Annotated in this window: 23 protein-coding genes and 1 pseudogene; 16 read left to right on the top strand and 8 right to left on the bottom strand. The window is 47.0% G+C overall.

The window, feature by feature from the left end; genetic code table 11:
* Positions 1-8: 8 nt before the first annotated feature.
* Together D0A34_13760 and D0A34_13755 are read left to right on the top strand one after the other, a co-directional pair.
* Positions 9-530 carry a hypothetical protein gene (locus D0A34_13760; GenBank protein ID UNU22289.1) on the top strand — a complete coding sequence of 174 codons (522 nt, stop codon included), beginning with the start codon at positions 9-11 and terminating at the stop codon, positions 528-530.
* Positions 531-920: 390 nt separating this feature from the next.
* Positions 921-1031, top strand: a pseudogene (locus tag D0A34_13755) (IS630 family transposase).
* A 12-nt stretch (positions 1032-1043) separates the two neighbouring features.
* On the opposite strand, the gene D0A34_13750 reads toward D0A34_13755, so the two are convergent.
* The 3 genes from D0A34_13750 to D0A34_13740 are packed head-to-tail and all read right to left on the bottom strand — an operon-like array spanning position 1044 to position 3022.
* Positions 1044-1232, bottom strand: coding sequence for a hypothetical protein (locus D0A34_13750; protein ID UNU19796.1), 189 nt, complete (start codon positions 1230-1232; stop codon positions 1044-1046).
* Positions 1233-1925, bottom strand: coding sequence for a DNA-binding response regulator (locus tag D0A34_13745; GenBank protein ID UNU19795.1), 693 nt, complete (start codon positions 1923-1925; stop codon positions 1233-1235).
* Entirely contained in the window at positions 1922-3022 is a 1101-nt protein-coding gene (locus tag D0A34_13740) for a sensor histidine kinase (GenBank protein UNU19794.1), read from the bottom strand. Before D0A34_13740 ends, D0A34_13745 begins: the two co-directional genes overlap by 4 nt.
* A 652-nt stretch (positions 3023-3674) precedes the next feature.
* Here D0A34_13740 and kdpA point away from each other — a divergent pair.
* From kdpA to D0A34_13710, 6 genes are all read left to right on the top strand, one after another.
* On the top strand, positions 3675-5435 hold the full coding sequence (kdpA, locus tag D0A34_13735) for a potassium-transporting ATPase subunit A (GenBank protein UNU19793.1): 1761 nt from the start codon (positions 3675-3677) through the stop codon (positions 5433-5435).
* Positions 5436-5514: 79 nt separating this feature from the next.
* Positions 5515-7608 (top strand): K(+)-transporting ATPase subunit B, encoded by a 2094-nt coding sequence (gene kdpB, locus D0A34_13730; protein ID UNU19792.1) that lies wholly within the window; start codon positions 5515-5517, stop codon positions 7606-7608.
* 156 nt (positions 7609-7764) lie between these two features.
* Positions 7765-8034, top strand: a complete 270-nt coding sequence (gene kdpF / locus D0A34_13725) for a K(+)-transporting ATPase subunit F (protein ID UNU19791.1) — start codon at positions 7765-7767, stop codon at positions 8032-8034.
* 41 nt (positions 8035-8075) lie between these two features.
* A complete protein-coding gene (kdpC, locus tag D0A34_13720; protein ID UNU19790.1) occupies positions 8076-8705 on the top strand; it encodes a K(+)-transporting ATPase subunit C in 630 nt (209 codons plus the stop codon).
* Positions 8706-8780: 75 nt separating this feature from the next.
* Positions 8781-9932, top strand: a complete 1152-nt coding sequence (locus D0A34_13715) for a sensor histidine kinase KdpD (protein UNU19789.1) — start codon at positions 8781-8783, stop codon at positions 9930-9932.
* Positions 9933-10203: 271 nt separating this feature from the next.
* Positions 10204-11442, top strand: a complete 1239-nt coding sequence (locus tag D0A34_13710; protein UNU19788.1) for a sodium:proton antiporter — start codon at positions 10204-10206, stop codon at positions 11440-11442.
* Positions 11443-11731: 289 nt separating this feature from the next.
* On the opposite strand, the gene D0A34_13705 is transcribed toward D0A34_13710, so the two are convergent.
* From D0A34_13705 to D0A34_13690, 4 genes are all read right to left on the bottom strand, one after another.
* Positions 11732-15070 carry a hypothetical protein gene (locus tag D0A34_13705; protein UNU19787.1) on the bottom strand — a complete coding sequence of 1113 codons (3339 nt, stop codon included), beginning with the start codon at positions 15068-15070 and terminating at the stop codon, positions 11732-11734.
* A 348-nt stretch (positions 15071-15418) separates the two neighbouring features.
* The gene (locus tag D0A34_13700) at positions 15419-16084 is read right to left on the bottom strand and encodes a class I SAM-dependent methyltransferase (GenBank protein UNU19786.1); all 666 of its coding nucleotides are present in this window, start codon (positions 16082-16084) and stop codon (positions 15419-15421) included.
* Between the two features lie 6 nt (positions 16085-16090).
* Positions 16091-16552 carry a cupin domain-containing protein gene (locus tag D0A34_13695; GenBank protein UNU19785.1) on the bottom strand — a complete coding sequence of 154 codons (462 nt, stop codon included), beginning with the start codon at positions 16550-16552 and terminating at the stop codon, positions 16091-16093.
* Between the two features lie 47 nt (positions 16553-16599).
* The gene (locus D0A34_13690) at positions 16600-17079 is read right to left on the bottom strand and encodes a hypothetical protein (protein UNU19784.1); all 480 of its coding nucleotides are present in this window, start codon (positions 17077-17079) and stop codon (positions 16600-16602) included.
* 148 nt (positions 17080-17227) lie between these two features.
* On the opposite strand from D0A34_13690, the gene fbt reads away from it, so the two are divergent.
* The 3 genes from fbt (at position 17228) to D0A34_13675 (ending at position 21419) form a co-directional block, all read left to right on the top strand.
* Positions 17228-18682: a folate/biopterin family MFS transporter gene (gene fbt, locus D0A34_13685; protein ID UNU19783.1), complete on the top strand. Its 1455-nt coding sequence runs from the start codon at positions 17228-17230 to the stop codon at positions 18680-18682.
* 129 nt (positions 18683-18811) lie between these two features.
* Positions 18812-20308 (top strand): Apocarotenoid-15,15'-oxygenase, encoded by a 1497-nt coding sequence (locus D0A34_13680; protein UNU19782.1) that lies wholly within the window; start codon positions 18812-18814, stop codon positions 20306-20308.
* Positions 20309-20519: 211 nt separating this feature from the next.
* On the top strand, positions 20520-21419 hold the full coding sequence (locus tag D0A34_13675; protein ID UNU19781.1) for a DUF4436 domain-containing protein: 900 nt from the start codon (positions 20520-20522) through the stop codon (positions 21417-21419).
* A 130-nt stretch (positions 21420-21549) separates the two neighbouring features.
* On the opposite strand, the gene D0A34_13670 is transcribed toward D0A34_13675, so the two are convergent.
* Positions 21550-22404, bottom strand: coding sequence for a lipolytic protein G-D-S-L family (locus tag D0A34_13670; GenBank protein UNU19780.1), 855 nt, complete (start codon positions 22402-22404; stop codon positions 21550-21552).
* 358 nt (positions 22405-22762) lie between these two features.
* Between D0A34_13670 and D0A34_13665 the strand changes: the two genes are divergently transcribed.
* The 5 genes from D0A34_13665 (at position 22763) to D0A34_13645 (ending at position 26582) form a co-directional block, all read left to right on the top strand.
* On the top strand, positions 22763-23005 hold the full coding sequence (locus D0A34_13665; GenBank protein UNU19779.1) for a hypothetical protein: 243 nt from the start codon (positions 22763-22765) through the stop codon (positions 23003-23005).
* A gap of 113 nt (positions 23006-23118) precedes the next feature.
* Positions 23119-23652, top strand: a complete 534-nt coding sequence (locus tag D0A34_13660) for an RDD family protein (GenBank protein ID UNU19778.1) — start codon at positions 23119-23121, stop codon at positions 23650-23652.
* A gap of 38 nt (positions 23653-23690) precedes the next feature.
* Positions 23691-23879: a 50S ribosomal protein L33 gene (rpmG, locus tag D0A34_13655; protein ID UNU19777.1), complete on the top strand. Its 189-nt coding sequence runs from the start codon at positions 23691-23693 to the stop codon at positions 23877-23879.
* A 168-nt stretch (positions 23880-24047) separates the two neighbouring features.
* Positions 24048-24263, top strand: a complete 216-nt coding sequence (gene rpsR / locus D0A34_13650; GenBank protein UNU19776.1) for a 30S ribosomal protein S18 — start codon at positions 24048-24050, stop codon at positions 24261-24263.
* A 312-nt stretch (positions 24264-24575) separates the two neighbouring features.
* Positions 24576-26582, top strand: a complete 2007-nt coding sequence (locus D0A34_13645; GenBank protein ID UNU19775.1) for an RNB domain-containing ribonuclease — start codon at positions 24576-24578, stop codon at positions 26580-26582.
* Positions 26583-26934: the final 352 nt, after the last annotated feature.

Here is a 26934-nt window from a genome sequence, read left to right as displayed (position 1 = left end):
AACCCAAGATGAGAGTAAGCAAATTCAACTTTTGTGCGATCGGCCTTTTCCTGACTTTGGGGATTTTCGTCAGTACGAAAGCAGACGGAAGAATTGCACAGTTCAGTTTCAGCAACAAATCCACTCAAAAATTAGCACAAACCCTCCCTCCTCCTCCCCCTTTCACACAGCCTGTTACCGAACAAGAAGCGCCACCTATTCGCAGCGAATCCGTACCCGATCAAATCGCTTTAGCAACCCACTTGCAGACAATCAAAGCTAGAATGTACGGTGCTTACTGGTGTCCTCACTGTCACACCCAACAAGAACTTTTCGGCCAAGAAGCATTTACCGCCATTACTTACATTGAGTGCGATCCTAGAGGCAAAGATGCTCAACCCGATTTGTGCAAAGCTGCTAATATTAAAGCTTATCCCACTTGGGAAATTCGGGGTAAATATTACACGGGCAGGCAATCTTTGGAAAAACTGGCTATTTTATCCGGTTATAAAGGCAGCAGCAATTTTCTGGCACCAGTTTCCTCTCCTTAAAAATATCTAAATTCCTTCCCACTCGCCCACGAATAAACCGGGGTTTGGAAACGATATTGAGGGTTCTTAGCAATTATAGGACTAAGGCAAACTGTCACAACTAGGGCTTAAATTTTAGGCGGAACTTCCCCCTGCAAATATACTTATCTAGGCTCAAAAGCCTCTCAGCACAAAGGTTTCAGGTGTTTAGTAAATAATTGTGTACCCATGTAGATGATTCATATCTGTTTGTGATCGGCAATTATATTGAATCTACAACAATTGAGCGTGATCGCCTGCGTCAGCTATTACTTATTAATGGGTACAAATTTTCAGCTCAATAGTTGCATTCTTTGTTGAGTAAGAGTTTGATCACTGTTAGTACATTTGTATAGGGGAAGTCCCGTTTAATCAATTGAAGAGCTAGAGTATTTATGGCCTCGCCTCTTAAAGGAATAACAATTAATAATTAAATGGGCGCGAAAAATCACAAACAAGGGTAATGCTTGTATCACAGTTTAAATGTGCAACAGCTTACGTTCTACATAGGATGAAAGAAATACATCTGATGATGGCATAAGTGAAGAAAAAATTAGGTATACCAAAATTATAATACTTCATTATTTTTATTTCAAGTAATCTTTTTTCGGGAATTACCAAATTGATAAGACTCATACTTTTTAGGTAGAGAGCGAAATTTTGAATCATTATAAACTGCCGCATTCAAGATTGACTGCCTAACAGTTCTTCTGCTACCAATCCTTTCTGAATTGCGAGTACAGCAGCTTGAGTGCGATCGCGCACTTCTAACTTTTGCAAAATCGCGTGCACGTGAACCCGCACAGTCCCCGGAGCAATGTACAATATTTGAGCTATTTCCTGATTGCTTTTTCCCCCCGCAACTAAAGCTAATATTTCCTGTTCTCGCTTCGTCAGTAGATTTTCTAAAAGTCCCGAGCTCAACCCATTTTTAATAGGTTCAGGCTGAGCAAAAACCGCCCGAATTTCCGCAGTTGCCGCCTTATCCCACCACGAAGCACCCGCCGCTACCGATCGAATTGCCAAAACCAAACTTTCCGCCGCAATTCCTTTTAGGCAATATCCCTGAGCACCCGCTGCCATCAATCTTTCAATTAATGTTTTTTGCGAATGAGATGTTAAAATTAAAACGGGAATTGCTGGATGTCGCTGTTTAATTTGGCGGCAAGCTTCAATGCCACCAATTCCAGGCAAACCGACATCGAGAACGACCACATCGGGCAAGTGTTCCTGAGTCAATTCTACTGCCGTTTCGCCATCTTCTGCCTCGGCAATTACTTGTAAGCAACTTTCTTGCTGCAACCGGGTTTGCAGTCCCAACCGAAACAGTTCGTCGTCTTCAACTAAGAGAATTCGCAAGGGATAAACTGGTTTCATTTCTCTGGGATAGCAGGGAGTCGGAATCCAAACAAAGCGCCTAGAGGCAATTTATTTTCTGCCCAAATTATACCGCCGTGGGCGTCAATAATTTGGCGAGATAAGTATAACCCCAATCCCGATCCTTTGGCTTGCCGATCGCTGTGTCCTTGATAAAAACGCTCGAACAAGTGGGGCAGTTCATCGGCGGTAATTCCCAACCCGCTATCGATAACTTTCACCACCTGATAATTCAAATAAGATTCCATGATTATTTCTACTTTGCCACCGCGAGGAGAATGGTTGATGCCGTTTGTTAGCAAATTCACAAAAACGCGCTGGAGTTGCACCGCATCGCCATTTACCCACAAAGAGCGACGGAAATGTGACTCTCCGTAACTCATACTAATGTAAACCCGGCGCGCCGCAGATAAATGGGTGAGAGTTGCGATTACTTCTTCTGCCACAGCTACTAAATTTACGGGCGCAAGTTGCAGTTTTAAACCTTCGGCATCATTGCGGTAAACATCCAGCAGCGTTTCTACTAATTGTAGTGACATTTTGTGCGATCGCGCCATTGTTTCGAGAACTTTTTGCTGACTGGCGGTGACATTCCCAAATTTTGCTGACTGAAAAGCTTTAATTGTTTCGATCGCCCCCAGCATTGGCGTTTTTAAGTCGTGACTCAAAGTAGAGACAAAATCTTCTCGGATGCTTGCTAGCTGCTGCTGCGACTGTAACTCAGCTTTAGCGATCGCGATCGCTTCTTGGTACTGGTGGTTGCGATCGCTCAAATATCCCGTCACCCCTAAAGCCATGACTGCGATCGATCTATTTGCTACAGTTGCTAGGGCGATCGCTTCTCCAGGAGGAACAAACAAATTTAACAGCGTCAAAGCTGCCGATACCAGCGTAATTTGCAACTTACCCAACCGACTCAGGCGCGAATTTGCCAGTAAAATCGGCCCCGTGTACAAATACCCAAACAGATACTCCGACGGCGTAGTAAATTCCAGCACTACCACAATCGCAAATAAAATTGCGATCGACCACCTCCCCCGCAAATACTTCTCTTGAATAGCGAGTTTTTTTGGGATAGCCCATAAACTTTTAAACATCATCAATCAATCCATTTTATATTTTGTATTCACAGTTTTTTTCTTCTCCCTACTACCTACTCCTTTCTACCTTAGCATAGTTATTTTTTATGATTTTTTTTCACCTATTCTCGCGCAAAAGCACGGCGTTTAGCGAACATCTATATCTAGAAGTATAGACACTTAACCCGAGCTAAATATTCATCTATGCTGCCAAATATAGAGCGAATAAGCCTAATGTGGCAACAGCAATTTATACCGGAAAGCTGATTATCCAATTTTCTAACAGTGAGTATAGTAATCACTAAAAGTAGATAGCATTTTTGGGCTAACAGAAGTGACATATCAACTTTGTCTAATCAAAGCGATTTCAGTTTCATCCAAATTAACAATAGTTATGGTGGCGCGCTCTTAAATGCTATACAATTGCTCCATCGCTGTCAAAGCACGGGATTAGCAAAATAAAAACAAGGAATTCTCGCCAGCGAAAACCCGCTGATGGTGTTAATCCCTCTGGCTGGGGAGATTGCATCTTAGCAGCATTGAATTCGGCGATCGCCCCCAAACTGAAAGTGACCTTCAAAAAAAGCTCGCCCGGTTTTTGGAATCTCCCACCTAACCCATTTCGCGATCGCGAAAACGTATTTACCCAAGGATAAAAATTAACTCATTTATGCAGCAAGGATTACTTCAAATCGCATTAACCCTAATCATTTTAATAGCAATCGCGCCTGTCTTCGGCAACTACATGGCGCGGGTGTACATGGGAGAAAAAACCATTCTCGATCCCGCTATTAAACCCCTAGAACAACTCATCTATAAAGCCAGCAACATCCGGTCTGTAGATTCCATGACTGGTTGGCAATATGCCCGCTCTTTACTCTACAGCAATGCAGCAATGGGCATATTTGTTTTTTTTATTTTCATGCTTCAGGGAGTGCTGCCTTTAAATCCCACCAGCCTCAGTACCCCAACCTGGGATACTGCGCTGCACACAACTATTTCATTCCTCACAAATACCGACCAACAGCATTACTCCGGCGAGACAACCTTCAGTTACTTATCCCAGTTAACTCTGGGTTTTTTAATGTTTACCTCAGCCGCTACTGGTTTAGCGGTAGGGATTGCCTTTATTCGGGGATTGACTGGTCGCCCGCTGGGCAACTTTTACATCGATTTAATTCAATCAATCACCAGGATTCTGCTACCTCTTTCTTTAATAATTGCCTTACTGTTGCTAATTTCAGGAGTGCCGGAAACCCTAGCAGGGCCGGCAGTTGCCCGTACCTTAGAAGGCGGCACCCAAGTAATTGCTCGCGGCCCAGTTGCTCACTTGGAAAGTATCAAACAACTGGGAGAAAATGGCGGCGGATTTTTTGCCATGAACTCGGCTCACCCCTTTGAAAATCCCAACCCTTTTACCAACCTGCTGGAAACACTAGCCATGGTTTCTATACCAGCAGCTATGATTCACACCTACGGCAGATTTGCCAACAACAAAAAGCAGGGATGGCTGATTTTTTGGATGGTGTTTGCCATCTACGTTGTCTTGATTGGCATTGCAGCGTTTGGCGAGTACGGCGGCAACCCTCAAATTAATAATTTACTGGGCGCGCAACAACCAAATTTAGAAGGCAAAGAAGTTAGATTTGGCTGGGCCGAGACTGCACTGTGGGCTGTTACTACGACTGGGACAATGTGCGGCGCTGTCAACGGGATGCACGATTCTTTAATGCCTCCCGCTGGTTTTGCTACTCTGTTTAATTTGTTTCTGCAAATCGTTTGGGGCGGACAAGGAACGGGAACGGCTTACTTATTTATTTACTCAATTTTGAGCGTATTTCTCACCGGATTGATGGTGGGGAGAACGCCGGAATTTTTGGGACGCAAAATAGAAAAACGGGAAATTGTGTTAGCCAGCGTTGTTTTATTAATTCACCCGATCGCAGTTTTAATCCCCGGTGCAATTACCCTCGCCTTTACCGACAGTTTGAGCGGCATCAGCAACCCGGGATTTCACGGCATTTCCCAGGTGATGTACGAATACGCTTCGGCAGCGTCTAACAACGGTTCTGGCTTAGAAGGATTGGCTGACTCTCAACCCGCACCGACAGGACTTTGGTGGAATTTAAGCACCTGTTTTAGCTTGCTGTTGGGGCGCTACGTTCCAATTATTGCCCTATTACTTTTAGCTGACAGCATGACGAACAAACAACTGGTTCCCGAAACAACGGGCACTCTCAGAACCGATTCAGTTTTGTTCACCAGTGTAACTGCAGGAGTAATCATAATTCTGGGCGCGCTAACATTTTTCCCAGTCCTAGCTTTAGGGCCAATTGCCGAAGGATATGAAATTAGCAGCGGCAAGTTTGAACCTGCATCGATAACTACACCCACAACACCTTTAGCAACACCAACTCCTCCACCTCTGTAGCAAAAAGTTATCAACCTAACTCTTCTCTTTCTCTGTGTTCTCTGTGTTCTCTGTGGTTCATTAAAAATTCCCAATCGATATGGCTTCTTCCAATACTCCTGATTCCCCAAAAAAACCTGCTAGAGGCTCTCGCGAGTCTCGCAAGCACACGCCGAAAGCAAATACAAAAGGCCTTTATCAAAGAGCTTTTAAAGAAGCTTTTGTCAAGCTAAACCCGCGGGTGATGCTAAAAAATCCGGTGATGTTCGTGGTGTGGATAGGCACAATTGTGACTGCACTTTTAACGATCGACCCGACCCTGTTCGGCCCGGTTGCCGGCGAAAATCAGAGAGTTTTCAACGGTTTAGTCACGTTTATTTTGTTCTTCACTTTGGTATTTGCTAATTTTGCCGAAGCGGTAGCAGAAGGGCGCGGAAAAGCGCAAGCAGATGCGCTGCGATCGACCAAAGCCGACACAACAGCCCGCAAACTCTTACCAGACGGTTCAATTCAAGAAGTTAGTTCGACATCCCTGAGACGCGGCGACCAAATTAAAGTGATCGCAGGCGATGTCATTCCTTCCGACGGCGAAGTGATTGCGGGTGTCGCGTCGGTGGACGAATCTGCAATCACTGGCGAATCCGCGCCGGTGCTCAAGGAACCGGGTTCGGACATTGCCAGTTCCGTCACCGGCGGTACGCGCATCCTCTCTGATGAACTGACGCTGCGGGTAATGGCCGACCCGGGTAAAGGGTTTTTGGACAGGATGATCGCGCTGGTGGAGGGGGCCGAAAGGTCGAAAACGCCCAACGAGATCGCGCTAACGGTGCTGCTGGCGGTGCTGACTCTGGTGTTTTTGATAGTGGTATCGACGATTCCGCCGATCGGCAATTACGTGAAAACTCCCGTGGGCGTGGTGACGCTGATTTCGCTGCTGGTAGCGCTGATCCCGACGACGATCGGCGGTTTGCTGAGTGCGATCGGCATTGCGGGCATGGATCGCGTCGCTCAGTTTAACGTGATAGCGACCTCTGGACGCGCCGTGGAGGCTTGCGGCGACGTGAATACGCTGATTTTGGACAAAACGGGGACGATCACGCTGGGGAACCGTTTAGCCGAGGAGTTCATTCCGGTAAACGGTCACTCGCTGGAGGAGGTTGCGAGTGTAGCCCTTGCTGCTAGCCTGTTTGACGATACTCCAGAGGGAAAGTCGATCGTCCGTTTGGCTCAGAATTTGGGCGCACAGGTGGATTTCGATCGCACCAACGCCACGGGGCTTGATTTTTCCGCAAAAACGCGGATGTCTGGCACGGATTTGCCCGACGGTACGGAGGTTCGCAAGGGTGCGGTGGACGCGGTGAAGGGTTTTGTGCGATCGCGCGGCGGTAATATCGGCCCCGATCTCGATGAAGCTTATGAGCGAGTTTCCCGGCTGGGAGGCACACCTCTAGGCGTTTGTCAAGGCAGCGACACCTACGGCATTATCTATTTGAAAGATGTCATCAAACCGGGAATTCGCGATCGGTTTGACCAACTGCGAAAAATGGGCATCCGCACAATAATGCTCACCGGAGATAACCGAATTACAGCATCAGTAATTGCCGACGAAGCAGGCGTTGACGACTTCATTGCCGAAGCAACTCCCGAGGACAAAATCGAAGTAATTCGCAAGCAACAAGCAGAAGGCAAATTAGTAGCAATGACGGGAGACGGAACCAACGACGCACCCGCACTAGCGCAAGCAAACGTAGGACTCGCGATGAATTCTGGAACGCAAGCCGCGAAAGAAGCCGCAAACATGGTGGACTTAGATTCTGACCCCACCAAACTAATTGATTTAGTTACAATTGGCAAACAATTGCTGATTACTCGTGGGGCGCTGACCACATTTTCGCTAGCCAACGATATCGCTAAATATTTTGCAATTATTCCCGCCATATTTGCCCCGGTTGGGGCTTTAAACGTCATGGGTTTAGCCAGCGGTCAATCGGCAGTTTTGTCTGCCTTAATTTACAATGCTTTGATTATTCCCGCTTTGATTCCCCTAGCATTAACTGGCGTAAAATTTCGACCATTGAGCGCCAACCAACTGTTGCAGCGGAATATTTTAATCTACGGATTGGGCGGAGCAGTCGCGCCGTTTATTGCCATCAAAGTTATTGATGTTTTGATTACCGCCGTTGGGCTAGCATAAGAGAAGTTCGGCAACGGATTCCCTCGACGGATGTAACGGATGATTCTCGTTACCCGGCTCTACCTGGGAACGCATATCTAGAGGATCTGCCTCGATTTTCCCAAAAAAATCATCCAATAGAAAGACAGATATTTATTCCCAAAATAAGGAGAATTCATGAAACGGAATGATTTGCTGAATGATATTTTTCCCAGAGATTTCCAAGAAATTATTGAGTTAGCGCAAATGCTTGGGCAGCGCCACCCAATCCCGGTGCAGCTATTTCTGGTAATGTGTTTCAATGCGATAATTGCCCCCGCTGTTTACGCGGCTGCGGGTGAAGATTTGACCCGAAAAGCTGTCTGGGGTTTAAGTCTCCTGGGTTTGGTGATTATCGCCCTTTCTATTTACCTGTTTGTAGTCATCTTTCAGCCGGAAAGATTTTAGTCAATAATTAACCCTTAGCAAATAACCGAGCCAGGTAATTTATGAGAGAAATAATTAGAGCCATTCGCGTTACCCTGGTTTTATGGGGAATCACAGCCATTATTTACCCTTTAATCTTGCTAGTAATCGGTCAAATTGCCTTCAACTCCCAGGCAAACGGCAGCTTAATTAGCAAGCAAGGAGTTATAGTGGGTTCGTCATTAATTGGCCAACCTTTCTCCTCCGAAAGATATTTTTGGAGCCGCCCCAGCACGACAAATTACAGCAGCTTTGCGACCGAAAATTACGATCCCACAAACGCAGAAAATTTAATTCAAAAAACAGGTATTTCGGGAGCTAGCAACATTGCCCCCAGTAACTCGGAGTTGCTGAAGCGAGGCAATGAGAAAGATGGTTTTCAGGGGGTGCAAGTAGAATTAGATCGCCTTAACAAAGCTGGTATCAAACCGACTGCTGATTTAGTCTACACCTCTGGTTCTAGCCTCGATCCGCACATTAGCGTAGAGGCAGCCCGAGCGCAAATTCAGCGGATAGCAACGGTGCGATCGCTCAATCTCAATCAAGTAGAAATGTTGGTAGCCAAAAATACAGATGGCAGATTTCTCGGCATTTTCGGCGAACCGGGAGTTAACGTCCTCCAACTAAATTTGGCTCTCGACCGTTTACAATAGTTTACAACAGTTCACAGTCATCGGTCATCAACTGACTGATGACTCGAAATTGACTAACTACCCACTCCTTGGCCGATGATTCACTCTAGCGAACTTACCAACAATCCAGACGCGGTTTACACCCAACCGAACCGCACTTACGATCGCACCCCCCGCCGGGGAAAGCACAAAATATTTATCGGCATGGCCCCCGGTGTCGGCAAAACTTTCCGAATGCTGGAAGAAGGACACAGGCTCAAATCTGAAGGCATTGATGTGGTAATTGGACTGTTAGAAACTCACGGGCGGAAAGAGACAGCAGCTAAAGGCGAGGGACTAGAAATAGTGCCCAAAAAACAAATGCTGCGCGGCGAAAAAATTCTCAACGAAATGGATACGGATGCTGTCATAGAACGCCGTCCTCAATTAGCCTTAATAGACGAACTGGCTCATACAAACATTCCGGGTTGTCTACGAGAAAAACGATATCAAGATGTCGAAGAAATTCTCAAAGCTGGGATTGATGTTTTCTCCACCCTCAACATTCAACACATAGAAAGTCTCAACGATTTAGTAGCTCGAATTACCGGAGTTGTAGTGCGAGAGCGAGTGCCCGATCGCGTCCTCGAAGCTGCTGACGAAATAGTCGTTGTCGATGTCACGCCGGAAACTTTAGAAGACAGGTTGCTAGAAGGCAAAATTTATGCTCCCGAAAAAATTGAACAATCTTTAGAAAACTTTTTCCAGCGCCGTCATTTAATTGCTTTGCGAGAACTCGCCCTGCGAGAAGTAGCAGACAATGTTGAAGACGACGCAGCAACTTTAAAAGGTCAATCTTGCAACATTCACGAACGAGTATTAGTATGCGCCTCGACTTATCCGAATTCCTTGCAACTGCTGCGGCGGGGCGCGAGGATTGCTAGCTACATGAATGCCCAATTTTATGCTGTGTTTGTCAACGATCCAGACCGATTTTTAACAAAAGCAGAAAGCTTGCACGTTGAAACTTGTGAGAAACTCTGTCAAGAATTTAACGGGCAATTTTTGCGGGTAAACGGCACTAATATAGCCAAAGCGATTTCGGAGGTAGCTAAACAGTATCGCATTACTCAAATTGTGATCGGCGAAAGCCAGCAATCCCGCTGGAATTTGCTGCTGCGGGGTTCTTTGACTCAACAGTTAGTGCGATCGCTCAAACACGTAGATTTGCACATCATCGCTACCGAAAAAAGTGGTCTTTCTAATTAGTCATTACTCCTGAGTCATTAGTCATCAGCCATTAGTCATTAATTATTAGTTATTAGCCACATGAATGAAATAAACAATTCCGGGCGATTGTAAGTCACGGAATTTATAGGGCACAAAGGCAAAGCCCGCCGGAGCAGGCTAGAAGCATAAACAATTTGGTATAACAACTCCAACTTTCGGAGGATAGCTGAATCTAGCGGGCGGTAGATGCGCTCGAAGCATTTACCTGTCAAAATGGCACTTGCTAGACCTGATTAAAAGTGCGATCGCTATGGTGGATGATTACATTCTCAACTTGCTAGTTATTGGCATCCTCCTGCTTACCGTTACCTTGGGTTCCGGATGGATTTCGCGATTGCCTGTATCTTATGCCTTAATTTATCTAATTGTCGGTATCGGATTGGGGCCCTACGGCGTGAAGCTGATTGACTTGCGTCCCGAAGCTCAATTTTTAGAAAGACTTACAGAGTTTGTAGTTATTGTTTCTCTGTTCAGTTGCGGCTTAAAAATGAATCGCCCGCTGCAATTTTGGGCTTGGAATTCCACAGCGCGGCTGATCGGTTTTTTGATGCCCATTTCTATTTTTGCAGTGGCCGCTATCGGTCATTGGTTTGTAAAATTAGATTGGGGTCCGGCGATTTTACTGGGAGCAATTCTCGCTCCCACCGATCCAGTTTTAGCCTCAGAAGTTCAGTTAGCTCATCTAGACGATCGCGATGAATTGCGCTTTGGTTTAACATCGGAAGGCGGTTTGAACGATGCTTTAGCTTTTCCCTTTGTTTATTTCGGAATTTATTCGCTAAAAGATAACAACTGGTCGAAGTGGTTTTCGCAGTGGGTAGCAGTTGACTTGATTTGGGCGATCGCCGCAGGTATCGTTATGGGAATTTTAGTAGCTAAAGCCGTCACCTGGATCGATCGCCAACTCCAACACTATCGACCGGCCGATCAATTAATGGAAGATTTCATTGCTCTCAGCACAATTCTGCTCACATATTCCCTCACAGAAGTAGTCAACGGCTACGGATTTCTCGCAGTTTTTGTAGCAGGAATTGTGGTGCAGGCGAGTTACCGCAACCCAGAAAAACCGCTTTCCCAACTGCACTTTACCGAGCGCATTGAAAAGTTAATGGAAATAGCAACTATTTTACTATTAGGTTCGCTTTTGCGCCTAGAGCCTATGTTGGCATATGGAGGATACTCCCTCTTAGTAGCTGGATTGTTGCTTTTTTTAATCCGGCCTGTGGGAGCTTGGATTAGTACGATCGGGAGTCCTTTACATCCCGCCAACCGCTGGCTTTACGGTTGGTTCGGCATTCGTGGTGTCGGTTCTATCTATTACCTTACCTATGCTTTCGGTAAGGGTTTGGAAGGTGAAACAGCCGAAAAAATCGCCTGGATTACCTTTACAACTATCGTAATTTCTGTGATTTTGCACGGCATTACTTCCACCCCGTTAATGAACTGGTACGAGCGCCGAATCAAACCTCAAGTACCGGATTTAATTTAATTCATAGTCCGGGACGCCTAAATACCTTTATCAACTAGATTGGTCACTTTTATTAAAGGTTAACCATGCAGTATCTTCCTAAACAAAACAGGTTTCTGCGTCCAGGACTAATTGAGTAAGGTGCGTGACTTTGAGTTCTTTAATTCCCAACGAGATGATTGAGAATCACGCACCCTACTAAATCTTAATTCTCGATGGCCCCCAAAGCGCACAGGGTTGCTTTCTGTGCCTGAGTTATGCCGTCACTCTTAAGTTGACAACAAAGGCATTGCCACGCATCCTACAGGCGTTAAGGAACCAGAGGAGACTCGAAAGCGCCGATGTCAATAATTCCCCCGCTAACGCGATCAAAAGGAGAGATACCCCGCTGGTCGTAGAAGGGAGGACCGATAAAAGGTCCAGAGGTTAAAACAAAAGCTGGGTCGCCACCATTAATAGCGGGACTACCCGGTTGCAGTGCCACAGTCTGAGTCGAACCGCCGTTATCTGCCAGGGGGTTTAGTAGGGGGTCAATAGGTGCAGCAGCAGTGCCAACTCGATCGCCGACTGCAGTAAAACCAGTGCTGCCAGTACCGTCGCCAATTAAGTTGTAGCCACCGCTGGCGAAGCTGCCGAAAACGTCAGGGCCAGTAGCGGCATTGTTCTGAGCGACGATCGTATTTTTGACATTCAACGTGCCGCCGTTCCATATACCACCACCACTTCCAGGGGTAGGGAAAATGCTGCCATCAGAGTAGGTGGTGGAGGGGTTTGCTATGTTGCCCGAGAGAGTGCTGTTGGTCAGCGTTACCGTGCCAGCTTTGTTATAGATGCCAGCACCGCTGCCACCTGCGTTGGTTGCTTGGTTTCCAGAGAGAGTGCTGTTGGTCACCTCTACTGTGCCGTTATCGTTATAAATGCCACCGCCAAGCAAACCCAACCCAAAAATACCACCCACTGTGTTACCAGAAATAGTGCTGTTCGTCACTTTGACTGTACCACCCTCACGGTTATGAATGCCACCACCACGGGCACCGCCCGCTTTGTTGCCAGAAAGAGTGCTGTTTGTCACCTCCACAGTACCGCCTTGGTTAAAGATGGCAGCACCATCTACTGATGCCGGAAGCCCTAGGGTAAAACGCACTCCAACGTTGTCAGAGAAAGTGCTGTTTGCTACTTTGACTGTGCCTGGGCCATTGTTAGAGATGCCACCGCCATCTTGAGCGCTGTTGCCTGAGAAAGTGCCGTTCGTCACGTTTACTGTGCCACTATTGTTTGAGATGGCACCGCCTTTGCTTGGTGCGAAGCCACTGTTGCTTGAGAAAATGCTGTTAGTCAAATTTACTGTGCCGCCCTCATTGTGGATGCCACCACCACTGGGGATGGGATTCAAATTGGGGTTAAAGAAATTGCTCAAACGGTTGTTAGAGAAAGTGCTGTTGGTCGCATTTACTGTGCCGCCATTGTTGTAGATGCCACCACCCCTGCCATCTTTCACAGTGTTGTTAGAGAGAGTGCTGTTGGTCACATTTACTGTGCCACCGTCGTTATAGATGCCGCCGCCGTTGTCAGTTGTCAAACCATTGGCGATAGTTAATCCGTCAAAAGTCGCACTGACTTGACTGTTTACCTTGAAAATCCGGTAATCTCCGCCCGTATCCCGCCGCACTGTCAAGTTGCTAGAACCAGTGCTATTAGTAATAGTGACATCGCCGCTAATCTCAGGCAATACTCCTGTGAGATTGATTGTCTGCGGTTCGGCTGGTAGATTGAAAGTAATAGTATCATTCCCAGCAAAAGCGTTAGCATTCAGCAGTGCTTGTCGAAACGAACCTTCTGCCAGACTGTAGTCTGTCAAGCTGTCATTGCTATTGACAACTACGGTATCATTGTCTGCGATCGCGATAGTAGTATTGTTTTGGTTAGCATCAATTTGGTAATTCCCATCTGCTAGTTTCAGCTTCAGCGTCTCCTGTGCCTCAGCTTGGATATCATCGACAGCGGTGAGGCTGACATCTACAAAATTTTGTCCATCCGGGATGGTGACGCTGACATTTGAACTGTTGACAGAAACGCCGCCACCGCTGAGGGTGTAGTCGCTAGGTTTAGTTGGATTGTTGCTAGTACCGTCTATTGCTAGGTTGACTGTTAAGTTGCCGCGACTCTCACCAGCGCGACTGATGCGAAAAGTGGCTGGATTGTTGCCTGTTTCTGATGCTGCCTCATCTATAGCAGCGATGCTGACCGTTGGCAAAATGTCATCGTTAATAATAGTGAAGGTAGCTGTTTGCTGGCTTCCTAAAATTCCCCTGCCTACTGGATTAACTAATTTCAAATTAATCTGTTCGTCTGGTTCGACGACGGTATCCCCCACAAGAGGAATTGATACAGTTTTGGAGGATTCGCCGCTGGCAAAGTTGATAGTAACTGGCAGATTGTTAATGTAGTCTTCGGTAACAGTAGCTGTGGAAGAGGTATCTAGTTCCACTTGGACGGTAACTGCCCCCTCGGTGCTGCCAGTGCGTTGAACTGTGGCGACAACTTGATTGGGACTGCCACTGTTGCCCTCGTTAGCACTGTAGCTAGAGGTGCTGAATGCTAAGAGACTGGGGATTGATATGTCATCGTTAATAATAGTTAATGTGGCAGTAGGCTGACTTCCTAAAGTTACCCTACCTACAGGATTAACCAATTTCACTTTAATCTGTTCGTCTGGTTCGACGATGGTATCTCCCACAATGGGAATTGATAGAGTTTTGGAGGATTCGCCGCTGGCAAAGTTGATAGTAACTGGCAGATTGTTAATGTAGTCTTCGCTAACAGTAGCTGTGGAAGGTGTATCTAGTTCCACTTGAACGCTGACTGCCCCCTCGCTGCTGCCAGTGCGTTGAACTGTGGCGACAATTTCGGAAGTGCCACTCTTGCCCTCGTCGGCACTGTAGCTAGAGGTGCTGAATGCTAAGATACTGGGGCTTGATGTTGAGGTAACTGGAGCGAGTGAGGTGGTGAAATTGGCGGCTCGGATACTGCTGCTGTTAATACCTTTTAAAATAGCGAGATATTCGCCTGTCACGTTATCTCTAACGATCGTATCTCTGGCAAAATCGCCTGTTCCTTGAGAGATATTCAAGTCTTGAAATTGCAAGCCTCCATCGAGTCCTATTAAGTCTGTACCCAGGCTAAAGTCGGCAATCAAGTCTGCATTGGCAAGAGTAGAAGTGCCGGTATTAACAGAATTATTTTGTACTCGGCCGATGACAAAAAGGTCGTCACCATTGCCACCGCTTAAGGTATCGGCACCGCTATCTCCAAATAGGACATCATTGCCTTCATTTCCAGATAGCAAATCATTTTCTTTGCCGCCGCGCACAAAATCGTTTCCCTGCCCTCCTTCGAGGGTATCATTACCGTTATCCCCAAACACCCAATCCTCGTTTTCGCCACCTTGAATGAGGTCACTGTCTTTGCCGCCGTAGAGGGTATCATTGGCTTGGTTGCCCAAGATGTAGTCCTTACCTTGGTTGCCAAAGATTTGATCGTCCCCTTCTGCGCCAAACAAAGTATCATCGCCTTGTTTGCCCGAGAGCGAGTTACTTCCAGGAAAGCCAATTAAAACATCGTTGTTGGGGGTACCTTCGAGTGTAGCCATTTTTTTTGATAGATGGTAAGTGATGGTTGTGGCTCTAGCGCGGATCTCGCGGGTTAGGGGCAGCGATCGCGATTTCCATCGCGCGCGTAGTGCGATATTGCAAATTAGAATCTATGACGCTGCCAATTTTATTAAGTTTCGCAGTTGGGCTGCCCAAAGGAAGTGCGTAGGCTTTGCAATCTACTACTGTTTTGTTTAGCTATTAAACTGGTTTCACCCAGCCCGCGTCAAGGTGCGAACGAGCAACTTTACGTCATCCTATCGGTTGGCGATCGATAATAAACAAAATTTATTGTCTCGCGCGGTTGAAAAAAATCAGAGCTCGCGACTGCAACGAAATTTCAAGCCTTAGGGAGCCTTCTGCACCACGTTGACAGGGGTGACTGGTTTCACCCCAACTAATAAAGCGAGTTCCCGCCACTTCCAATAACAGTCTGCATCGGTAAAACCGATTTCTCGAAACCAGCGCAGTTGCGTTTCGACATCCAGCAATTGATTAGACGGATCATCCGGATCGTTGCTAATACCCAGCGCCTCTCGGAATTTCTCGTGTAAAGCGGGAGTTGCGGACGCTACGTGTTCCAAATTGCAAAAGATGCCTCCCGGTTCCAAAAGCTCGAAAATCTCAGCGTAAAGCGAACGTTTGCGATCGTCTGCTACATGATGAATCGCAAAACTAGAAACAACCGCATCAAACTTGCCCAAATCCGGCAGCGATTCGTCAAAATTGTGCTCGATTACCGTGACCTTCTGGTCATCCGCAAAGCGAATTCTGGCTTTTTCCAGCATTGTCGGCGAAAAGTCGATCGCCACACATTCCACATTTGGTCGATCGCACTTCAGCAGACCCAGCAACCGCCCGTCTCCCGTGCCCACATCCAGAATTCGCTTAACATTTTTCGGCACTTCCTCCAACAAAACCGCTTCACCTTCAGTGCGGTGAGGAATTCCCTCAGCTTTAGCAAGATACCACAAAGCGTGTTCCGCAGAAGTCCAAAGATTCACTTGACTCATATTTTTTCAACTCTCATAAGGCTCGCCGTTTTTGTGTGTAAAAATCCAACCATTATCGCTAGTTTTCGCGATTAAATCATCATCGGGATAATTAGCTGAATCACCCTCAGTGCGATCGCCAATTTCCAGATAAACAACATCTAAATCCGTGCGGTTGACTAAATGATGCCCATCTGCATCACCCGCCGGAAAACCCGCCGCCATACCCGGTTTCAGCACTTCCTCTCCCGAATTTGTAATCAGAGTAACTTCCCCTTCCAAAACATAGATTAACTCATCTTGCCGGGTGTGCCAATGCCTGAGAGCAGAACAACTTCCCGGTGCAAGTCTCACCAAATTTACCCCAAAATTCTGCAATCCGGCAGCATCGCCCAAGCGTTTTTTAACTCTCCCCAAAACAGCAGATTTGAATGGCTGAGGGTACTTGGAACCAGTAATTTCCGGCACATTTTTAGGATCTATAATCATAAAACATTCTTTTCACCAATTGCCCACTCTTATCCAAAAAATTTTAGCTATTCTAAAGGTTTCAAAGTAGTAGGATTTTCCCGAATGGGTTTAATAAAACGGCTGTTCGCCCGCACAAAACAATTACCCTTATCCGTTGAAACCGGCAGCCAAGGTTTGCCCTGAGAGTCAGCAATCATAATTTGATTGGCATTATTTCCTGTCACCGCTTGCAAGCGTTCTCCCCGCCGAAATGCAGCCACGACAGGCCACTGCGAAACATTGTGTTTATTTCTTTCAAACAACTCAGCAGGCGCATCCAAACCGTCTACAGAAATTGATCGAAATCTCTGAGCCATCCGGCAATTCAACCCTTTATAATCAGAGTCAACAACCAACCAATTTACCTGCCTGTTGCCCCGCTGTCTCGCAGGCGGAACCGGATAATCACCTTGCTTGTTAGCAACAGGTATTGCTGAGGCTAAATTAGCCCCCATTCCTAAAATCCAAGCCGCTGCGAGAAAGACAATTCTAATTTCTGCTTTCATTGCTACTAAAAATCCTTTAATTCGAGCTCATCAAAATCTTATAGTACCTGCCACCTCCCCGTCACTTTCGCATCCCACCTCCGACAGTTCCCGGAACCCATTAAGAATGTGTTATAAATATTGAGATTCATTAAGAAATATTGCTCAAATGCTCGTTTCCCCCTCCGGCGTCAGCAAACTCAAAGAATCTTTAAAAGAAAAAGTATTCTTTGGGAATGAGCCAACCCCCGAACTCATAGCCATCTTACTGATTTACTTCGTCCAAGGCATTCTCGGACTAGCCCGCTTAGCCGTCAGCTTCTTTCTCAAAGACGAACTAGGTATGAGTCCCGCCGAAGTCTCGGCAATGCTGGGCGTCGTAGCCCTGCCTTGGATTATCAAACCCGTGTTCGGCTTCATGTCCGACGGTTTGCCGATATTCGGCTACCGCAGACGCCCTTACATTGTCCTCTCCGGGCTGCTGGGAACGTCAGCATGGGTGGGCCTAGCAACAATTGTACACACGCCACTTGCCGCTACAGGCGCGATCGCCCTGAGTTCCCTCTCCCTCGCCGTCAGCGACGTAATCGCCGACTCCCTGGTAGTCGAAAGGGCCAGAAAAGAATCCGTTACCGACGCCGGTTCCCTGCAATCCTTGTCTTGGGGCGCTGCAGCCCTCGGCGGACTCATTACCGCCTACCTCAGCGGTTCCCTGCTGCAACACTTCAGCACCCACACAATATTTTTAATCACCGCATCTTTTCCGCTAATTGTATCAGCAACAGCTTGGTTAATTGCCGAAGAAAAAACCAACAAAAGAACAGACTTTGAAACTGTCAAAGACCAACTAAAACAACTGCGGCAAGCTGTTAGCCAAAAAACAATTTGGCTACCCACCGCCTTTCTCTTCCTCTTGCAAGCCACCCCAAGCTCAGACTCCGCCTTCTTCTTTTTCACCACCAACGAATTAGGCTTTCCACCAGAATTTCTGGGCAGAGTGCGCCTCGTTACCAGCATTGCCGCCCTCGCCGGCGTCTGGCTGTTTCAGCGCTTCCTCAAAACTGTTCCATTTCGAGTAATTTTTGGCTGGTCAACCGTCCTTGCGACTGCTTTGGGCATGACTACTTTATTATTAGTAACTCATGCCAACCGAGCTTTAGGAATTGACGATCAATGGTTCAGCATCGGAGACAGCCTGATCCTGACAGTAATCGGACAAATTGCTTATATGCCGGTACTGGTACTCTCCGCCCGGTTGTGTCCCCGAGGCGTCGAAGCAACTTTATTTGCGCTGCTGATGTCAATCACAAATTTAGCAGGACTTTTGTCCCACGAAGGCGGTGCACTTTTAACCCACTTGCTAGGAATTACCGATCACAATTTCGATAACCTCTGGCTGCTAATTGTCATCACAAACCTCTCCACACTTCTGCCCCTACCTTTCTTAAATTGGCTGCCCGCCGAGAGTACAGAAAGCGGCGATCCAAACTATCAAAACTCTCTTCCCGTATTAGAACCAGAACTGGGCAGTTCCAAACCAGGCGGACAGCATTTCATGCCCGAATACTTTCCCGACTTAGTACCGACAGTAAGGTCACAAAGCCGCACCGCAGATACCAAATAAAGGCAGGCACACACGGATTTTGGCACGGATACACGGATGAATTTAACTGGGTTTCCCCATTCTCCGAATTTCCTTCTCTCTGCGCCCTCTGTGTTCTCTGCGGTTAAAAAATTCGCTCCCGTAACACCAATGCAAAACTTACAACTTTCTGCATCTCAAACAGCCGCCCAAAAAGTATCATACGATCGCACAGACTGGCAGCGCGGCTACGAATCCCAACCCAACGAATCCGACTACTGGATTGACGACATAGAAGGCGAAATCCCCCCCGGCTTGCAAGGCACATTCTTTCGCAACGGACCCGGATTATTGGATGTCAACGGCCAGCGCATCCACCACCCGTTTGACGGCGACGGGATGATTTGTGCGATCGCCATATCCGAAGGCCGCGCCCATTTCCGCAACCGATTCATACACACAGAGGGCTATCTCGCCGAACAAAAAGCCGGAAAAATCCTCCACCGAGGCGTTTTCGGCACACAAAAGCCAGGGGGCTGGCTAGCCAACATCTTTGATGTCAAAATCAAAAACATTGCCAACACCAACATCATTTATTGGGGCGACAAACTGCTAGCGCTTTGGGAAGCCGCACAGCCCTACCGACTCGACCCCCGCACCCTAGAAACACTCGGCTTAGATACCCTAGACGGCATTTTACAACCCGGTGAAGCCTTCGCCGCCCACCCCAGAATTGAAAAAGGGAAAAATGGCAAAGGAGACAGATTAGTAAACTTTTCTGTCAAGCCCGGTTTGTCGAGTACCATCACGATTTACGAACTCGACGAAAGCGGCAAACTTTTGCAGCGTCACGCCCATGCAATACCGGGTTTTGCCTTCCTGCACGACATGGTAATTACCCCGAATTACTGCATATTCTTCCAAAATCCCGTCAGCTTCAATCCGCTGCTTTTCGTGTTAGGATTTCGGAGTGCATCCCAGTGCATTCAATTTTCGCCAAACAAGCCAACACAAGCAATTTTAATTCCCCGCAACGGCACTGACGAGGTAAAGATATTAGAAACCGAACCTTGTTTTGTCTTCCACCACTGCAACGCATGGGAAGAAGGAGACGAAGTTTTTGTAGATTCAGTTTGTTACGACTCTTTTCCCACTGTAGAAGCGGACGGCGATTTTCGTGAGGTTGATTTTGACAGCGTTCCAGCGGGCGAATTGTGGCGGTTTAAGTTAAATTTGCAAGACAAAACGGTGCAGCATCAAGTTGTTGAAACTCGGTGTTGCGAGTTTCCGACTCTGCATCCCAATAATGTCGGACAACCTTACCGATATCTTTACATCGGTGCTGCTGATGCTCCCACGGGAAATGCTCCTTTGCAAGCTATCCTCAAAATGGATTTCGTGACTGGTGAAAGGCAAATTTGGAGTGCGGCACCACGCGGTTTTGCGGGGGAACCGGTGTTTGTTCTCCGTCCCGATGCTGTGGCTGAGGATGACGGCTGGCTGCTGCTTTTAATGTATGATGCAGCTAATCATCGATCGACCTTAGTGATTTTAGATGCTCGCGACATCACCAAAGGCCCTGTAGCGCGCTTGCATTTAAAACAGCATATTCCCTACGGTTTGCACGGAAGTTTCACACCAAATGTATTGCTTCCTATCGGTTCGTAGTTCGGCTACTATGGGCGGGCAGGATGCCCACCTCACAAGAAGAAAAATTCATCTCTTGTGGAACAGGCATCTTGCCTGTTCCTAAACAAGTAATTGAGAATGATGCAATATCTCACTTTTAACCGACTTTAGCTATGAGCCAGGGGTTTAAACCCCTGGCGGACTGCGGCGACTGCTCACAACTATTCAATATGTAAAACATCCATAATAAATGCCCACTCTCAACACCTTTAATCTCAAAAAAATACTTATTTTAATTTGCAGTCTGGTCGTAATTTTGGCAATCATCTTATCTATTTACTCTCACAATGCTAACGCCCAAGAGCCTTACAAGCCCTCTCCAGAAAGCGCTGTAGCGTCCAAAGGCTTGGTTGAGGTCAAAATGACGGTAATTGCAGTTGATCCCATTAAAAACGAATTAGAAACCCGCTTGCAGTTTGAACTCAAAGGTATCTATAAAAAAGGGCCAACTTACCCGGCTCAAGACTTGTTAATGACAGTTAACGGAGCAAATGTACAGGATTCGGAAATTACCTTTAAAGAAGGCAAACCGATGATTGTTCCTGCATTGAAGTTTAACTTAGTAAAAGGAAAAATTAACAATTACCCGTTTGACAAGCACATTGCTAAAGTAGCTATTTCGCTCGACCCGCTGCCTTCAATTGGTAAAAAGTTTGCTCCATTTGAACTGAATCCCGTGCCGCTGGAATTTAATTTTCATGCCGACGTTCCCGGTTTCGACATCAGTTATAGACCCATGGAAGAGAATTCGTCTATATTTATTTATATAGATGTTTCTGCAACTCGCTCCATCCCGGTGAAATTCTTTGCCTTAGTGATTATTGTGATCATGTGGGTCTTGTCAATTATGGCGCTTTTGCTAGCATTAAAAGTGATGAAATCGGGCAAGTTGCCGGAAGTGGGAATGCTGAGTTGGACTGCTGTGATGCTGTTTGCTTTTCCCGCCATTCGCAATGCTCAACCGGGGGTGCCTCCGGTGGGAACTGCAAGCGATTTTCTGTCGTTTTTTTGGACGGAAATTATTGTTGTGGTGGCGTTGGTGATTATCGGTAGTTGTTGGTTGAAGCGGTATCATCCCCCAATTGAATGATTTGAGATTGGAGATTTGAGATTTGAAGAATTTAGCCCAGAGATAAATCTGGGGGCTTTTACCCTGGAGACTTTCAATTAACAGTCAACAGTCCACAGCCAACCGTCAACCGTCAACTAAATTCAAAGATTCACTTTTTGACTTCTAAATTCTCAATATCATTTGCGGGTACTCCAAAACCTCGCAAAATAGTAAAAGCCATAATTTGATACCCCGACGGATTCGGGTGAACTCCATCTGCTGCCAACAAATTCAGAGTCTTGCCCGCGTGCTTTTGATACGTGCCGATAACTTCCCGAAAAGGCGCATTCAAATCAATAAACAAGCACTGATTCTCTAACGCAATTTCTCGCATCGCGGCAACATACTGTTGCAACCTGCGATTTTCTGGGCCGTCGATACTTTCCCCTATCAGAGTAGGAGAAAGCAGTACAACTCGAATTCCTGCGGCTTTTGCTGCCAGCACCATTTGAGTTATTTTCTCCCGATATTCTGCCACTGGCACTCCCGCGGACCAGTTGCCTTCCGGATAAAACTGATTGTTGGGGAAGTCGAAGAAAGCGTTCCAAACGTCGTTGACTCCGACATTAATCATCACTAAACCTGGCTTTTGGTCGATCGCATCTTTCTGGAAGCGCGCTTGCATATCAGTCGACTTGTTACCGCCGATCCCCGCGTTGACGATTTCGATTGGGCGATCGGGATAAAGGGCATTCAGATAGCGTTGCAGCAGCCAAACGTAACCTCCGGGGAATTTCGCGGCCTCGGTGATGCTGTCGCCCACTATCACAATTTTGCGCTTGCCGGCGAGCAAGTTCTGGATTTCTGGTGCCGGCGTTGCTTGGGATACGGATTCTTTAAACACTGGAATTAAGGAGTGAGGAAGGTTGAAGGCGATAACAGCAGCAATTACGGCGATGGCAACTCTAATTAAAACTTGCCTCAGCCGGGGTTTGGGACGGAGCGATAGCGCATTGGGAGACATTACGCAGATTCCTACTAAAAGTCTAACTATTTATGTCTGCAATAATATTATCCATTTTGGTTTTTTTTGTCACTTATTTCAATAAATCAGTCCTGGAAAAACACCAACCTGGTTTTGGCGCCAACTCCCAAGTTATGAGCCTTAACGCAAAAACCTGATTTTTGACCCCGTATGCGTAAGTTTTACAAGTGAAATTACTGAGTTTTTTGTCGCCCTCATCTCTATGTGTAATTGCCATCACAAAAAACATCGCAAAATGTCACATGATTTATGCTACTTACAGCACAACTTTAGAGTGGAAGCGTGGTTTATAATATTGATATGTTCAGGGAACAAGTTTTCATGGGAGGTTAAACCAATGGCAGCCAATTCAAATTTTTTATATCCTCAAACTCGCTATTACGGTGAAGTAAAGCCAGAGAATGTGGTATTTAATGCGAATTTACAAGAGTTTTCTCAGCGAGTGGGTTACATAAGTTCCTTGACATCTAACGGTAAAATCTCTGTGGAACAGGCATTTACTCAGATCCAAACACTGTGGGAACAGGTAGAAAAGTCGAAAAAGCAGTTGGGAATTGGCGAAAATCCATTTTCCGCTTGAATAATTAGCGGTTGGCTTTGACGTTGATTTAGGCACCATTGGTGGCGATCGATTATTCCACAGCTTAAGATGAAAAATGAAAAAGTAGCTAGTGGCGATCGACCTTTTTGCCTATGAGTTCCGACCTAGTTCCTCTCCTTCCCAAAGTATCCGTCGGCCGCCGCGCCGCGGCCCTCTGCATCGACGGAATAGCAGTTTGGCTGCCCAGTTTGCTTCTGGGCACTAATGCCATCGTCCAAACCATATTTTTTGTTTTGCTGTGGCTGATCCTGCGCGTACCCATCGTCAGGAAAAACCAAGGTCAAAGTCTCGGGCGCTGGGCCTTGGACATGAAAATTGCCGATACCAGATTCCAACGGATTCCTGGAGTACAAGAACTGTGCAAGCGCGAGGCATTGCTGGGTCTGTGCCTGGCCTTAGCCTTCGCAGGTATAGCTGGGATCACATCTACCAACGCCGCCGTCTTGCTGCTGATGCTGCCCCTGGCGATCGACTGTAGCGTTGCCCTCACCTCCGCCGAAAGGTTTCCCCAAGCTTTCCACGATCGCATCGGCGGGACGATCGTCGTCGGAGCCCGCCGTGGCTACTCGCTCGACATCAAAGTTAGAAGATTGCTTGACCAAGTGCAGAGCAATGTGAGAAGATAATAAATTGTGTTTAAATTAGTCGAAATTTATTTAGAATTATGGCTAAAGGCGTCCGCATCATAATTACTCTAGAGTGTACTGAGTGCCGTACAAACGTAAGCAAACGCTCGAAAGGCGTGTCTCGGTACACCACGACCAAGAACCGTCGCAACACGACGGCGCGGCTGGAACTCAAGAAGTTCTGCCCCCATTGCAACAGCCACACTGCCCACAAAGAGATCAAGTAGTGATTAGTCATTAGTCCTTAGTCATCAGTCATCAGTTGTTGGCAATTGATATTGACGCGCGAAAAGCAGATAACTAACCAATGCTTTCCTGAGGGCTAGCAACTAACGGCTAATAACTAAAAACTAACAGTCAACAGTCCAAGAACAACAGTAAACAAACAACAAACCATGACTTACTTTCGCCGGCGCGTTTCGCCAATCAAACCAGGAGACCCGATCGACTACAAAGATGTTGATTTGCTCAAAAAATACGTCACAGAACGCGGTAAAATTTTGCCCCGCCGGATTACCGGTTTGACGGCAAAACAGCAGCGAGACCTGACCAGAAGCATCAAAAGAGCAAGAATTGTAGCTTTGATGCCCTTCGTAAACCAAGAAGGTTAACAGGATTTGGGATTTTGGGTTTTAGATTTTGGACTGGGAATAAGACTTGCGCGAAAAGAACGTCTTTCTGTCATTAAGAGTGCAGCAAGAGTGCAGCGAAATAATCGCGAAATAGGGTTAAGAGTCGTTGGAGCGCAAGTCTTAATCACAAGTCAAAAGTTAAAAAAAAGCAAGAAGAAAGAACAACTTTTTAGATTTTAACTTTCACAATTGACCAGAAAAATTGCCAATATCCAAAATCTAAAATCGCAAGCTCGAAACTCGATAAGTGGCCACGGTAAAAATCCAAAATCTCAAATATAAAGCTGGCAAGTGGAGAAGGGAACGTTAGTAGAATTTAGAGTGCACGGCGACCGCCGTCTGGCAGTTGCCGATCGCCCCGACGGCAAGAAAAACTGGGTTGTGGTAGACGAAAACGGTCAACCGCACAGCATACCGCCCAAACAAATCACCTACGAAGTAGTCGGAGAAACTTACAAACCCTCCGATATTCCCAAATTTCTCAAAGAAGTAGAAGCATACTCAGATCCGTCGAGTTTGGAAGTCGCTTGGGAACTTTTAGTCGGTGACGGAGAAACAGCAGATCCCGAATCCCTGGCAATGCTGCTATTTTCCGAGCGCAGTCCGGCCCAGTGTTACGCGGCTTACTGTTTGCTATCAACAGACAAACTGTATTTCAAACAAAAGGGCGATCGCTACGAACCGCGACCGGCCGCCCAAGTAGCCGAAATCAAACACCAGCAAGAAGTAGAACAGCAGCGACACCAAGAATCCCAAGGATTTTGGGATCGAGTCAAACAGCGGCTGGCAGGGGAAAATGTAGATTGGGAACACAGCGATCGAACTCGCCTCGACGCTTTAGAACGCTTTGCCACCCTCGGAGAAGAAGCAACGCACCGCACCCCGGCCTTAGAAACTTTAGCCAGCTTAGAACGGTCCGAAAACCCCGAAGCAGCATTTCAACTCCTAGTCGATCTCGGCCTGTGGAGTAGCCACGAAAACCTGTTTTTGCGGCGCAGCCAAATTCCCCTACAATTCTCCGCAAAGGTATTAGAAGTGGCCCAACGCTGCCTAGAAAATCCCCCAGCCGACTCCGACACAAATCGTCTCGATTTAACTCACCTCAAGGTTTACACGATCGACGACGAAAGCACCACCGAAATCGACGACGGCCTCAGCTTAGAATTCCTCGAAAACGGCCAGCAGCGCCTGTGGATACACATCGCCGATCCCACCCGCTTGCTTTCCCCTGGAGACGAACTCGACCTCGAAGCCAGAAAGCGCACCACTACGGTTTACCTGCCAACGGGAATGATTCCCATGTTTCCCCCAGCTTTGGCAACCGGGCCGATGAGTTTAATTCAAGGCAAAGAGTGCAGCGCGCTCAGCTTCAGTGTCACCTTAGACGAAATCGGCGCGGCTCAAGATTACAGCATCCACATCAGCACCATAAAACCCACCTACCGCTTGACCTACGATGACGTAGACGAAATGCTGGAGTTGGGAATCGAAGCAGAACCGGAAATAGCAGCGATCGCCTCTGCGGCCAAACTGCGGCAAAAATGGCGGGAAGCCCAAGGCGCAATCAGCATTTTCATGCCCGAATCAGTCATCAAAGTCAACGGCGACGACATCAAAATCCACGTCATCGACGACTCCACAGCCCGGATGCTAGTAGCCGAAATGATGATTTTAGCCGGCGAACTAGCCGGCCGCTACGGTCAAGCTCACAGCCTGCCAATACCCTACCGCTATCAGCCGCAGCCCGAACTCCCTCCCGATGAAGAACTGCTGGCCGTACCTGCCGGCCCCGCCCGCGCTTGCGCCGTGCGTCGGTGTATGCCCCGCAGCGAAATGGGCCTCACCCCCGGACGCCACGCCGGCTTGGGTTTGGAATTATACACTCAAGTTACTTCCCCGATCCGCCGCTATACCGACTTGCTGACTCACTTCCAAATCAAAGCCCACCTGCGGGGCGAACCACTGCCTTTTTCTGCTGAAGAAATACAGGACATTGTGATGTGCCTCGGCACCGCAGTTAAAGAAGCATCCACAGTCGAACGTCAAACTAACCGCTATTGGGGATTGGAATATTTGCGGCGCAACCCAGACGAAGTTTGGGAAGCTTTAATGCTGCGCTGGCTGAGAGAAGACAGCAATCTCGGATTGATTTTATTGGAAGAGTTGGGTTTAGAATTGGCAATGCGATTTGGTCGATCGGTCGCAATAGGCGATCGGCTAGAAGTCAAAGTCACCCACTGCGATCCGCGATCTGATGTCATTAACTTCCAGGAAATGATATTTGAAGCCGCACAATAGGATTTTAGATTTTAGACTTTAGATTTTGGATTGCAAAAATCTGTGTTGAAGGCTGAAACTGAGGAGAAATCTCGTTTTTAGTCGAGTTTCTGACCCCCTCGCATCCCCCTTGTCAAGGGCAGGGGGGTAAAAAAGATGATGGTTTCATATCTAGTCCTGTAAAATAATCGTAATTCTTGTCAGGGCTAGTTCACCCCCGATCTGTAATATCAGCCAAAAATCCCGTAAACCTGCCCCGACCAAAATATTGGGGTCGATCGACTGGACATGACATTCAATCCAAGACGGGTAATACTTTTGACATTAAATTGACACGCTTTGCTATCTCCTCTCTTCCTCCGTGTCCTCTGTG

The sequence above is a fragment of the Microcoleus vaginatus PCC 9802 genome (assembly GCA_022701275.1).
Taxonomy (GTDB): domain Bacteria; phylum Cyanobacteriota; class Cyanobacteriia; order Cyanobacteriales; family Microcoleaceae; genus Microcoleus; species Microcoleus vaginatus_A.
The sequence above is the reverse complement of the archived record's forward strand: the minus strand, read 5'-3'. Positions and strand labels throughout refer to the sequence as shown.